The following is a 12,173-nucleotide window of genomic DNA, read 5'->3' on the forward strand; positions in this document are numbered from 1 at the left end:
CCTTAGCAGCGGTAGCTTACGTGGTGGTTATTCAAAAACACGGTTAATAACGACATTGGCCGCATCGTCTTCGCTGATAGCACCTACGCTGACGCTCTCCAAATCGCCAAACAGGTCGCCCGGCTGCGGCGTGGCCTGCCCAGATTCTGAGACACGCACCACCAGGCGCGCTTCACGCACCTGGGAGATTTGCGCTTGCGGCGACATGGCGGCGGTATCGTCCAGCACCACGGTCATCGGCAGATCGGCAACCTGCGCGCGGATCACTGCCAGCGGCGGCAGCTCGCCGTCGATATCCCGCGCGGTGATGAACACCGTGGCGTCGTCACTGACGTTGTCTACCAGTGCCTCATCCATGGAAACGTGCACCCGCACCCCTTGGCCCTGAGCGGCGGCAGATGGCTCCGGTGCGACACCCATGCGCTCTTGGGCCACACGGATACCATCACGCAGGGAAGCAGCCGTCTCTGGGTCTGAAATATTGGCAACGGCACGGCGCCAACGGTCGACGGCCGTTTCATAATCACCGTTATCGAAGGCGTGAATGCCCAGAAGCCCCAACACGGTGGGCTGACGGGGGTCTAGTTCAAGCGTTTCATCGACCAGCGCCTGTACCTCGGGCGTTAACTCCCGCTCGGCCATGAAGAAGCGGAGCTGCGCCAACTGAGCGAGCAGCGGCGGAATGCGCCCTTCGATGGCGATCAAGCGCTCCAGCGCATCGACTGCTTTGTCAGGCTGACCGGTATCCCGGTAGAGTGGAAACAGCGAGCTCCACACGTTGGGGTTGTTAGGCTGGCGCTCGGCTTCGGCCTCCATGCGCTCCAGGAACATCATCAACGAGCCTTCCGGGTCGTTTCTGATCTCTTCTTGAATCGCGTAGAGCGTCAGGTCTCCTTCGGCACCGTTTTGCTGATACCAAAACGTACTGGCACCCACCACCGCTACCATGACCAGCGGCACCACCAGCCGTCCAGCGCTCGCAGCTTTCAGTGGCCGCTTGGCCTGAGTGGCAGTGTCTTCCAGCAGGCTGCGCTCTAGCTCTAGGCGATCTTCATTAAAACGAGCGTCGTCGATGTCGCCACGCTCGCGTGCCGCTTCCAGGGACGCCATGCGCCGCTGGAAAATCGCCACGTTCTGCTCGGCAGACGTATCGTTGGCTTCAAAGTGATCTAGCTGGTCGCGCAGAACGCGGGCACCGCGCATGGGGGCAACTAATAGCCACAGCGCGGGCAGTAACAGTAAGGCAATCGCTATCCAGAGCGGTGTCATGAAGACCTCTCGCGGTTAATCAGGGCATCCAAGCGGGCGCGTTCTTCTGCGCTCAACGCTTTCGCAGATGCATTGCGGCGGGCGCGTACCATCAGCACGACGACCAGCATGCCTAGCACCACCAACCCAATGGGTAGCCCCCACAGCAGGTAGGTGCGGTTTTCCAGGCGCGGGTTGTAGAGGATGTACTCCCCAAAGCGCTGCACCATGTGGTTGATGATTTCGATATCCGACTGACCGTCTTGAAGCAGCTGATAGACCCGTTCGCGCATATCACCAGAGATCGGCGCGTCCGAGTCATCGATAGCCTGGTTTTCGCATAACGGGCAGCGCATGGAGGCCGTGAGGTCACGGTAGCGCTGCTCCATCACCGGGTCGTCGAACTCGCGAACTTCAATGCCTGCCGCCACGACACTGCCCGCCAGTGCCAGCAGCATCACGGCGAAGATCCCACGCATTAACGCCATTTTTCTACCTCCGGCAGGATGCGTTCACGAACGTCTTCAGGTGACACGTAGCCTTTATGGTGGTAGCGAATCACTCCATCGGCATCCACCAAGAACGTTTCCGGTGCGCCGTAAACGCCAAGATCAAAGCCCAGGCTGCCTTCAGGGTCGAAAACATTCACTTCAAAGGGGTCGCCAAACTCGCTTAAAAACTCTAAGCCTTTCTCGCGGGTATCTCGGTAGTTGATGCCCACCATACGGATGCCGTTATCAGCGAGTTCTAACAGCTGCGGCATTTCCTGCTTGCAGGCGGGACACCATTCGCCCCATACGTTGACGAGCGTGACCTCCCCTGTCAGCAGCGATTGATCCACCTGACGGTTGGCATCCCGCAACGTGGAGGCTTCGAACGCAGGAAAATCCCGCGCCATCAGCGCTGAGTCTCGCTGTGAAGGGTCGCGCCCCAGCCCTTGATAGAGAAACAGCGCGATGCCCACAAAACCGATGGGTAAAAGAAGCAACAGCAGGCGGCGTGTCATACCGTGGCCTCCTGTGACGGAGATTGATCAATACGTGAGGATGCAGGTTGGCGCGCGGCTGCGCGGCGGTAGCGCTTATCCGCTACGGCCAAGATGCCGCCGAAGGCCATGAGCAGGCCGCCTAACCACAGCCAGCGCACAAACGGCTTGTACTGGACGCGCATGGCATAGCTGCCGTCGCCCAGGTCTTCACCCATGGCCACATAGAGGTCGCGGAACAAACCAGGGCGCAGCGCAACTTGGGTCATGGGCATGCCGGTGGCGAGGTAAAGGCGCTTCTCGGGGCGCATCACGAAGCTGCGTCCCTCGTCCCCGCGCTGTACCTGAATGATCGAAGTATCGGCCAGGAAGTTGGGGCCACGTCGGTTGGTGAGTTCCGTCATGGTGAACTGATAGCCCGCCACTTCCACGGTGGTGCCCGGCGACATGCGCACGTTGCGTTCGATGTTGTAGTTCGAAACGACGGCAACGCCCACGATGGTCACCGCAATGCCCACGTGGCCCAGCACCATTCCCCAATAAGAGAGCGAGAGCTTGCGCAGCCCGGCGACAAACGAGCTGGCGTGACGGGTCTTGTCGAACAGGTCGCGCACCATGGGCAGCACGATCCATAGCGCCGACACGATTCCCAATGACACCCACAAATTCCATTCGCCGCCGTAGACCAACGGCATGGCTACACCCAGCACAATGGCAGCTGCCGCCGCGAGACCTAGCTTACGCCACAGCTCACGACCACTCATGCTTTTCCAACGCGCCACCGGCCCCAAGCCCATGAAGACACACATCACCACGGTGAGCGGTACGAACAGCGCATTGAAGTAAGGCGGGCCTACGCTGATTTTACCCAACCCCAGAGAATCCAGAATCAGCGGGTACACCGTGCCCAAGAGCACCGTGACGGTCATGATGACCAAAATGATGTTGTTGATCAGCAGCAGCGAATCCCGCGAGAGCCAGTTAAAACCGACCTTATGGCTCACCCGCGGCGCACGCAGGGCAAACACTAGCAGCGATAGCGTGACGGTAATCGCCAGCAGCATCAAAATGAAGAAGCCACGGGTGGGGTCATTGGCAAAGGCATGAACCGAGGTCAGTACGCCCGAGCGCACCAAGAAGGTGCCCATCAGCGACAGCGAGAACGTCGAGATCGCCAGCAGCACCGTCCAGCTCTTGAACGAGCCACGTTTTTCGGTCACCGCCAGCGAGTGAACCAGTGCCGTGCCCGTTAGCCAGGGCAATAGCGAAGCGTTCTCCACCGGGTCCCAGAACCACCAGCCGCCCCAGCCAAGCTCGTAGTAGGCCCACCAGCTGCCGAGTGCGATCCCGACGGTGAGAAACGCCCAGGCCACGTTGGTCCAGGGGCGCGCCCAGCGGGTCCAAGCGGCGTCTAAGCGCCCGCCCAGCAGGGCGGCAATCGCGAAAGCAAACACCACCGAAAAGCCCACATAACCCATGTAGAGCATCGGCGGGTGAACCACTAGGCCAAAATCCTGCAACAGCGGATTCAGGTCCGCGCCATCCTGCGGCATGTTGGGCAGCAGGCGTTCAAAGGGGTTGGAGGTCATGAGAATGAAGAGCAAGAAGCCCACACACACCATGCCCATGATGCCCTGCACCCTGGCCACCATGTCGCGGGGCAAGTCGCCCGAGAAGACCGATGCCGCGAATCCCCAACCCGCCAGCATCAAGCTCCATAGCAGCACCGAGCCTTCATGGTTACCCCACACGGCGCTGAATTTGTAGTACCAGGGCAGCAGAGAGTTGGAGTTGTTAGCGACATTAGCCACGCTGAAATCGTCCAGCATGTAGCTGGCGGTCAAGCAGAGGTAGGCAATGGTCACAAACAGGAATTGGCCGATGGCCATGGGACGACCATAGGCCATCCACAGCGGGCGACGCGTGGCAGCCCCGGCAAGCGGCATCACCGCCTGAACCACCGCCATGAGTAGCGCGATAACCAGGGCAAAGTGGCCGATTTCAGGAATGATCTTAATCAACATGGGTGCTCCGAATTAGCATCAGGCTTTATCGCACAGCGTGCGTGCAGTCGTTAATAGTCGCTTCCTTCTGGGGAGCCTTCCTGCTCTAGGCGCTTGCCCACTTCGGCAGCTTTCGCTTGAAAGTCGGCCGGGGAGTAGCCTGCTTCTTCCAGTGCCTGCGCCACTTCGGGCGGCATGTAGTTTTCATCGTGGCGCGCCAGTACTTTATCGGCGTAGAGGCGGCCATCGGCCTGAAGCTCGCCAACCACCACCACGCCCTGCCCTTCACGGAACAGGTCCGGCAGAATACCGCTGTAGTAGACCTCTAGATCATCCACGTAGTCAGTTACCACGAACTCCACATCCAGGCTTTCCGGGTCGCGGGACACAGAGCCCTCTTTGACCATGCCCCCCGCGCGAATTTGGCGCTCCATAGGGGCATCGCCTTGGGCAATTTGTACCGGGCTGAAAAACAGATTGATATTGGCGCGCAGCGCATACAGGGTGAGCCCCACCGCAATGGCGGTGAGCGACAATAGCCCTAAGATAACAAACAGCTTCTGTTTACGTTTAGGCGTCATGGTGAACGTCCTTCTGAGCAGAGTTAACTGGCTCTTGCAGGGGCTGCGCGTGCGATGGCTGAGCGTTGCGCTGGGCATTTTCACGACGCGTCCGGCGCTTTACCACGTTGAGTAGCTGGCGGCGCTCCTGACGTGCGTGCCACACAATCACTAGCATCAACAGCGCAGTGACTCCCCAGGCAGCCCACACGTAGACCGCGTGACCGCCCATGGCAAAAAATTCGTTTAGCGAGGAAAAGGCCATTAGTTCGTCTCCTCGGCAAGCTCGCGCACCCAGCGCTTATTGGCTTCTCGACGCAGAATCTCGCTGCGCGTGCGCATCAGCGTGAGCGCAATAAAAAAGCTGTAAAAGCCCAATACCATGATCAGCAGCGGTGCCCACATGTCCATGGTCATGGCAGAGCGCCCTGTAATCGTGAAAGTGGCGGGCTGGTGAAGGGTGTACCACCAATCCACTGAGTACTTAATAATCGGAATATTGATCACGCCAACCATCGCTAGCACCGACGCGGCACGGGAACCGCTATCGCGGCTGCTAAACGCACCGCGCAAGGCAATTACGCCCAGGTAGAGAAACAGCAGAATCAGCATGGAGGTAAGCCGTGCATCCCACATCCACCAGGTTCCCCAGGTGGGCACGCCCCATACTGCGCCCGAAAAAAGCGCTACGAAGGTCATCGCGGCACCCAGCGGGGCCATCACGGTGGCGACCATATCCGCCACTTTGATCTTCCAGACCATGAATACCAGCCCGGAGACCGCCATGGAGACAAAGATGGATTGGGCTAGGAATGCGGCGGGTACGTGGACATAAATGATGCGAAAACTATTGCCCTGTTGATAGTCCGCAGGCGCAAAGGCCAACCCCCAGACGGTGCCTACCAACAGCAGCAGCGTCGCCGCCACCCAAAAAAGTGGCTGCAGCTTGGCGCTAATGGCATAGAACCACTTGGGTGATCTTAGTTTGTTGATAAAGGCCCACATGGTGTTCCCGTCCTCTAACCGTTAATGCTGATGCGCAGCGATGCCGCAATGGCCCAGGGAGCCAACATCAGCGCCAGCGCTAACAGTGCGCCTAAAATCGCCAGATGCGCGGCAATACCCTCGCCAAAAATAGCGGCTTGTACGGCACCTGCGCCGAAAATTAGTACTGGTATATAGAGCGGCAGCACTAGCAGCGAGAGCAGCACACCGCCACGGGCCAGCCCTACTGTTAGCGCCGCTCCGATCGCCCCAATTAAGCTCAAGCTGGCCGTACCGAGTGCCAACGACAGCGCTAGCACGGCGTAGCTTCCCGCTGGAAGCGACAGCATGATGCCCAGCAGCGGTGCCATCAGTGCCAGCGGCAGCCCCGTCAGCAACCAATGTACCGCCACTTTTGCCAACCCCAGCGCCGCCAGCGGCTGGGGTGCCAGTAATAGTTGTTCCAGGCTGCCATCGTCGTAGTCGCTGCGAAACAGGCTATCCAGCGAAAGCAGTGCCGCGAGCAGTGCGGCCACCCATAAAAGCCCTGGCGCAATGCTTGCCAACAGCTCTGGATCCGGTGAAATACCAATGGGAAACAGGGTAATCACCAGCGCAAAGAACACCAGCGGATTGAGCACTTCGCCACGACGGCGCAACATCAAGGTGAGGTCGCGTTTGAGGGTTGCCTTTATGGCCACCATCAAACCGCCCTGGGGTGCATGCATAGCCACCTCTGGGGTGCTCAGTTGAGCGTGTGAACGTTGCAACGCTGTCTCCTTCTTACCCCAGCTGAATGCGCCTAAGCACAGGTGACTCGGTCAACGCGTGGTGGGTGGTGACCAGAACGCAGCCGCCAGACTGTGCATGCGCCACCAACTGTGCCTCTAGCGCCGCCACCCCTTGGCGATCGATTGCGGTGAAAGGCTCGTCGAGCACCCACAGCGCCCGCTGGGTCAGGGTCAGGCGTGCCAGCGCCACGCGCCGCTGCTGCCCGGCTGAAAGCTGGCCGGCGGGGACATCTTCAAACCCCGCCAACCCAACGGCAGCCAACGCTGCCTCACGTGCAGGTTCGCTGCCCTTTTCCCCGCTAAGCGCCTGATACCAAGCTAGATTCTCCAGCGGTGACAGGCCTGCTTTCACGCCTGGGGCATGACCTAGATAGAGTAAATTGGCGAGAAAATGTTCACGGGCTTGGCGCATGGGTTCGCCATTCCAGTAAAGCTCGCCACGGTAATCGGTTAATTGGCCAGAGAGTATTTTCAGCAGGGTCGTCTTGCCGCTGCCGTTGGGGCCTTCAATGCGCACGATCTCACCGCTTTGGATATCGAGATCGAGCCCTTCAAACAGCCAACGGTCGTCGCGTTCACAGGCCAATTGTCGGGCTTGCAGGCACAGGCTCAAAAGACACTCCAGGCACGTTGATTTTGGGTCGAACTCTACACGGAAAGGCCCTTTCTCGCCAGTCACGCTCTGCGGTCTTGGGTCGCAGCGTGACCTGTCTCAATTTCCGCGTAAGAAACCCAGGTGTGAGACAGCACTAGAACTGTATGCAAAAACAGGCTTATACTGTAACAACTGTATAAATAGACACCACAGAATAAAACTACAGCTATCGACTCAATCAAACGCCTTGGCAACGGGCGCTGCATGGGAGAACACACTATGACGATTTGCCTATCCCCTCAGGTAACGTCTCACGTACCTTCTTACGTACCCTCTCAGACGCTGTCTCAACCGGTAGCGCCATCGACGCCTACCCCACTAGCGTCTCGCAGCGCCTCATCACATGCGCGCCAAGCGTGCACAGCCCCTCGCGTCACACGTCGCAACACCTACGCCCTGCGTATTCGCGGCGATCGCATGCGCGACTGCAATCTTTTCGATGGTGACGTTATTATCATTCATCGCCACCAGCACGACGCTCATCAAGAAACCGCCGTAGCAACGATTAACCAGCGGGAAGTGGCGCTGAAGCAGCTCTCTATCAGCCGTTTAGGCATTCATTTATGGCCCGAAGATGCAGCGATGCCCGAAGTCTTCCTGCATAATTGTGATATCCAGGTGCTGGGCATGGTGATGGGTGTGGCCCACCACGCAACGGAAACCCGGCACCATTAACGTTATCCACCCTGCTGAGAGTACTATTTGCGCTATCGAGTCCCTGATTTAGCCCCTGAGACATGGCACACCGCCGAGATTGACGTTGAAAAGAGTCAGTTCTTGGCCTGGGTGTGCCACGCTCCTACCACCGACGCCTTCGACGCGCTGCTTCAAGCGGCCAAAGCTGCCCACCCGAATGCCAGCCATCACTGCACTGCGTTTATCGCCGGACCTCCTGGAGAGCAAACGCATATTGGCTTTTCCGACGACGGCGAGCCCGGCGGAACCGCAGGCCGTCCGATGTTCCAGGCGTTGCAGGGCAGCCAGATTGGCGAAATTGGTTGCGTGGTGATTCGCTACTTTGGCGGCACCAAGTTAGGTACCGGAGGTTTGGCACGCGCTTATGCGCAGGCGGTCAATGCCGGGCTGGAAACGCTGCCCACCCGGGAAGTCGTCGAGCGGGATAGCTATTTATTAAAGGTCAGCTTCGCCCACGAAGCGCAAGCCCGCGCTTGGTGCGACGAGCAGGCACTGCCCGTGCAACAGGCGGAGTACGATGGCAACGGCGTGAGCTTAACCATTGGCTGGCCACGCGATGTCGAGCTGGATATCAGCGGACTGGAAAACCGCCTTAAAACATCCATTGAGCTACAGCGAACATAAAAAAACGCGGCTTACACGAGCGCTTGCTCGGTAAGCCGCGTTCTATAGCGGCAGACGTGCTGTCTAACTAGCCGCTTATCCCAGGTACTTGATCATCACACCGGCAGCCACTGCCGAACCAATGACCCCAGCAACGTTCGGCCCCATGGCGTGCATCAGCAGGAAGTTATGCGGGTTCGCTTCCAGACCCACCTTATTCGCCACACGCGCCGCCATCGGCACGGCAGACACACCCGCCGCGCCAATCAGCGGGTTGATGGGCATTTTGCTGACTAGGTTCATCAGCTTGGCCATCAATACGCCAGCGGCGGTGCCGATGCCGAAGGCTACGATCCCCAGCCCCAGAATACCCAGGGTTTCAAACGCCAGGAAGCTATCGGCCATCAGTTTCGAGCCCACAGAGAGCCCGAGGATGATCGTCACGATATTGATCAGCGCGTTTTGCGCGGTATCGGAAAGGCGCTCGACCACACCACACTCGCGCATCAGGTTACCAAAGCAGAACATGCCTAGCAGAGGTGCTGCGTCCGGTAGAAACAGCGCCACGGCGATCAATAGCATCAGCGGGAAAACCACTTTTTCGAGCTTGGAGACCGGACGCAGTTGCGTCATAGTGATCTTGCGCTCTTTTTCAGTGGTCAGCAGACGCATGATGGGTGGCTGAATCAGCGGTACCAGCGCCATATAGGCATAGGCCGCCACGGCAATCGCCCCCAGCAGCTCCGGCGCAAGTACGCTGGACACATAGATAGAGGTCGGGCCATCTGCCCCGCCGATAATACCAATCGCTGCCGCCTGATTGAGCGAGAAGTCCATAATGCCCATGGACGTGAGCAGCACGGCGCCGAACAGCGTAGCGAAAATGCCGAACTGTGCCGCCGCGCCCAGAAACAGCGTGCGCGGGTTGGCCAGCAGCGGGCCGAAATCGGTCATTGCCCCAACGCCCATAAAGATCAGCAGCGGCGCAATGCCCGAGCCAATGGCGACCTTATAGAAGTTGTAGAGCATGCCGTCGCTGTAGCCGACGCTCACTGCGATATCTTTCGCGGCGCGCAGCTGATCCGGCGCAGCCGAATCATGGGCAATCGCTTTCAGCGTCTCGCGCCAACCCTCTACCCCAGTCAGCGGATCTAGCGTCGCGCCCAACGCTGTAGCCATTTGCTGCAGCACGGCGGGCTTGGCGACTTCAATCGCTTGATCCAGCGCTGAAATCGCCAAGCCTGCCTCAGGAATATTGGCAAGAATACCGCCAAACCCGATTGGCACCAGCAGCAGGGGCTCAAACTTCTTGTAGATCGCCAGGTAGAGCAACCCAAGCCCTACCAGGATCATAACCGCTTGGCCCAGCTCCAGATTATAGAGCCCGGAGCCTTCCCATAAGGTGATTAATTTATCCATTCCCGAGTTGCCCTTAAAGCTCAATCAGTGCATCGCCAACAGCGACGCTATCGCCTTCGCTGACATTGACTTTCGATACCGTACCGGCACTGCTGGCACGCACTTCGGTTTCCATCTTCATGGCTTCCAGGATAATCACCACATCGCCTTCGGCCACTTGGTCGCCTGGGCGTACATTCACCTTGAAGATGTTACCGGCCAGCGGCGCATCGATGCTTTCACCGCTGGGCGCTGGGGCGGCAGCCTCAGACTGTGCAGCAGGCTGCTCCTGAATATCGCCAATCTCGCCACCTTCCGACACCTCGACCACGTAAGCCTTACCGTTGAGCTTCACGGTGTAGGTTTCCGGACCACCGGCAGGCGCAGGTGCTGCTGCGGGAGCCTCTGCCTTAGCTGGGGCGGCTGCCTGAGGCGCTTCGGGCGCAGGCTCAAAGGCGTCTTTATTGTCGCGGTTTTTGAGGAATTTCAGGCCAATCTGCGGGAACAGCGCATAGGTCAGCACGTCATCCACTTCCCGCTCGCCCTCGGCAAGGCGAATGCTATCGGCGCTGGCTTTCTCTTTCAGCTCGGCCGCGAGCTTGTCCATTTCTGGAGAGAGATTATCTGCCGGGCGGCAAGTAATCGGCTCGCCGCCTTCCAGTACACGCTTTTGCAATTCGGCATTGAAAGGAGCCGGGGCAGAGCCGTATTCGCCCTTCAGCAGCGCCTGCACTTCTTTAGAGATCGACTTATAGCGCTCGCCCATCATGACGTTCATGACTGCCTGAGTGCCCACAATCTGTGAGGTGGGCGTCACCAACGGAATAAAGCCGAGGTCTTCGCGTACGCGGGGGATTTCGCTCAGCACGTCATCCAGCTTGTCGCCAGCGCCCTGCTCTTTTAGCTGGCTTTCCATGTTGGTGAGCATGCCGCCCGGGACCTGGGCCACCAGAATGCGCGAATCGATGCCGCGCAGCGAACCTTCAAAAGAAGCGTACTTTTTGCGCACTTCACGGAAGTAGCCCGCGATATCTTCCAGCAACTCCAGGTCTAGCCCAGTGTCGCGGTCAGTATCTTTGAGCATGGCAACCACGGATTCAGTCGGGCTGTGGCCATAGGTCATCGACATGGAGGAGATCGCCGTATCGACGTTATCAACCCCCGCTTCGACCGCTTTCAGGATGGTCGACGTGGATAAGCCGGTCGTCGCATGGCAGTGCAAATGCACTGGAATGGAGAGCTCTTTTTTCAGCCGTGAGACCAAATCGTAAGCGGTATACGGCGTGAGTAGCCCAGCCATATCCTTGATAGCCAGAGAATCTGCGCCCATTGCAGCAATGGTTTTGGCAAGATCTACCCAGCTATCCAGGGTATGTACCGGGCTCACCGTGTAGGAAATGGTGCCCTGTGCATGGCCGCCGACTTGGCGAACCGCTTTGATGGCGCGTTCCAGATTGCGCGGGTCGTTCATGGCATCAAACACGCGGAACACATCAACGCCGTTGGTTTTAGCACGCTCGACGAATTTATCAACTACGTCATCGGCGTAGTGGCGGTAACCCAGCAGGTTTTGGCCGCGCAGCAGCATTGCCTGAGGTGTGTTCGGCATCGCCTCTTTAAGGGCACGAATACGCTCCCACGGGTCCTCTCCTAAATAACGGATACACGCATCAAACGTTGCTCCACCCCAGGTTTCCAGAGACCAGTAGCCGACTTTATCCAGCTTTTCGGCGATGGGCAGCATGTCATCCAAGCGCAGACGCGTAGCAAACAGCGATTGGTGCGCATCGCGCAGGACAACATCAGTGATTCCCAGAGGACGTTTTGTTTCATTCATGGTCGTGGCTCACAGTTTAGCGTTATGGATTTGTAGTAAATTTAACAAAAAAATAGCCATCAGAGCGAAATAAGCACACAAAAGCGTGCGTCTTACGGACGGCGGGACGAGCGGTAACGATGCACTGCAGCACTGATCACCGCGGCAACTTCGTCATTTTGGCCGTTACTGGCGGGTGTTTTTGCACTATTTCGACCCGCTGGCGCTGCCACTGGAGCAGGCTGAAAGCGGTCAATCAACTTCGACATCAGCGTAACGCTAATGACCAAAATAGTAAGAAAAACAAAAACAAAGCCCATACCAAGGCCCATTAGAGCGAGCCCCTCTTGGAGTAACTCCGACCCCTGCATAGCGTGCTCTCCTTGTTTTATAGGGTTATTGGCACGCCAAACGCCTCTAACGGCGCTTGGCGC

General features: G+C 58.3%; 14 protein-coding genes. 2 read left to right on the plus strand and 12 right to left on the minus strand.

Annotated features, from left to right (window positions below; all coding sequences use genetic code 11):
- Positions 1 to 27 precede the first annotated feature (27 nt).
- Genes ccmI through ccmA form a run of 9 tightly spaced genes read right to left on the minus strand, consistent with a single transcriptional unit; the run spans position 28 to position 7,184 of the window.
- Positions 28 to 1,269 carry a c-type cytochrome biogenesis protein CcmI gene (ccmI, locus tag AC13CY_RS06520; protein ID WP_062372370.1) on the minus strand — a complete coding sequence of 414 codons (1,242 nt, stop codon included), beginning with the start codon at positions 1,267 to 1,269 and terminating at the stop codon, positions 28 to 30.
- Positions 1,266 to 1,736, minus strand: coding sequence for a cytochrome c-type biogenesis protein (locus AC13CY_RS06525; RefSeq protein WP_062372367.1), 471 nt, complete (start codon positions 1,734 to 1,736; stop codon positions 1,266 to 1,268). The genes ccmI and AC13CY_RS06525 overlap by 4 nt, the downstream gene beginning before the upstream one ends.
- Positions 1,727 to 2,254 (minus strand): DsbE family thiol:disulfide interchange protein, encoded by a 528-nt coding sequence (locus AC13CY_RS06530; protein WP_058579615.1) that lies wholly within the window; start codon positions 2,252 to 2,254, stop codon positions 1,727 to 1,729. The genes AC13CY_RS06525 and AC13CY_RS06530 overlap by 10 nt, the downstream gene beginning before the upstream one ends.
- The gene (locus tag AC13CY_RS06535) at positions 2,251 to 4,257 is read right to left on the minus strand and encodes a heme lyase CcmF/NrfE family subunit (RefSeq protein WP_058579616.1); all 2,007 of its coding nucleotides are present in this window, start codon (positions 4,255 to 4,257) and stop codon (positions 2,251 to 2,253) included. Before AC13CY_RS06535 ends, AC13CY_RS06530 begins: the two co-directional genes overlap by 4 nt.
- A gap of 50 nt (positions 4,258 to 4,307) precedes the next feature.
- Positions 4,308 to 4,817: a cytochrome c maturation protein CcmE gene (ccmE, locus tag AC13CY_RS06540; RefSeq protein WP_044629992.1), complete on the minus strand. Its 510-nt coding sequence runs from the start codon at positions 4,815 to 4,817 to the stop codon at positions 4,308 to 4,310.
- Positions 4,807 to 5,061 (minus strand): heme exporter protein CcmD, encoded by a 255-nt coding sequence (gene ccmD / locus AC13CY_RS06545; RefSeq protein ID WP_228219756.1) that lies wholly within the window; start codon positions 5,059 to 5,061, stop codon positions 4,807 to 4,809. The genes ccmE and ccmD overlap by 11 nt, the downstream gene beginning before the upstream one ends.
- Positions 5,061 to 5,801, minus strand: a complete 741-nt coding sequence (locus tag AC13CY_RS06550) for a heme ABC transporter permease (protein ID WP_044629994.1) — start codon at positions 5,799 to 5,801, stop codon at positions 5,061 to 5,063. Before AC13CY_RS06550 ends, ccmD begins: the two co-directional genes overlap by 1 nt.
- Before the next feature lie 14 nt (positions 5,802 to 5,815).
- Positions 5,816 to 6,508 carry a heme exporter protein CcmB gene (ccmB, locus tag AC13CY_RS06555; protein ID WP_062372482.1) on the minus strand — a complete coding sequence of 231 codons (693 nt, stop codon included), beginning with the start codon at positions 6,506 to 6,508 and terminating at the stop codon, positions 5,816 to 5,818.
- 55 nt (positions 6,509 to 6,563) lie between these two features.
- Entirely contained in the window at positions 6,564 to 7,184 is a 621-nt protein-coding gene (ccmA, locus tag AC13CY_RS06560; RefSeq protein WP_044629996.1) for a cytochrome c biogenesis heme-transporting ATPase CcmA, read from the minus strand.
- Between the two features lie 261 nt (positions 7,185 to 7,445).
- Between ccmA and AC13CY_RS06565 the strand changes: the two genes are divergently transcribed.
- Together AC13CY_RS06565 and AC13CY_RS06570 are read left to right on the plus strand one after the other, a co-directional pair.
- Positions 7,446 to 7,901 (plus strand): LexA family protein, encoded by a 456-nt coding sequence (locus tag AC13CY_RS06565; RefSeq protein ID WP_228219755.1) that lies wholly within the window; start codon positions 7,446 to 7,448, stop codon positions 7,899 to 7,901.
- A gap of 27 nt (positions 7,902 to 7,928) precedes the next feature.
- Positions 7,929 to 8,546 (plus strand): IMPACT family protein, encoded by a 618-nt coding sequence (locus AC13CY_RS06570; RefSeq protein WP_044629998.1) that lies wholly within the window; start codon positions 7,929 to 7,931, stop codon positions 8,544 to 8,546.
- A 75-nt stretch (positions 8,547 to 8,621) separates the two neighbouring features.
- Here AC13CY_RS06570 and AC13CY_RS06575 read toward each other — a convergent pair whose 3' ends face one another.
- The 3 genes from AC13CY_RS06575 to AC13CY_RS06585 all read right to left on the minus strand — a co-directional run bounded on the left by AC13CY_RS06575 (position 8,622) and on the right by AC13CY_RS06585 (position 12,110).
- On the minus strand, positions 8,622 to 9,944 hold the full coding sequence (locus AC13CY_RS06575; protein WP_044629999.1) for a sodium ion-translocating decarboxylase subunit beta: 1,323 nt from the start codon (positions 9,942 to 9,944) through the stop codon (positions 8,622 to 8,624).
- Positions 9,945 to 9,957: 13 nt separating this feature from the next.
- Positions 9,958 to 11,760 carry a sodium-extruding oxaloacetate decarboxylase subunit alpha gene (oadA, locus tag AC13CY_RS06580; protein ID WP_044630000.1) on the minus strand — a complete coding sequence of 601 codons (1,803 nt, stop codon included), beginning with the start codon at positions 11,758 to 11,760 and terminating at the stop codon, positions 9,958 to 9,960.
- A gap of 92 nt (positions 11,761 to 11,852) precedes the next feature.
- Positions 11,853 to 12,110 (minus strand): OadG family protein, encoded by a 258-nt coding sequence (locus AC13CY_RS06585; RefSeq protein ID WP_044630001.1) that lies wholly within the window; start codon positions 12,108 to 12,110, stop codon positions 11,853 to 11,855.
- Between the last annotated feature and the right edge of the window lie 63 nt (positions 12,111 to 12,173).

The sequence above is a fragment of the Vreelandella sp. L-15 genome (assembly GCF_056857635.1).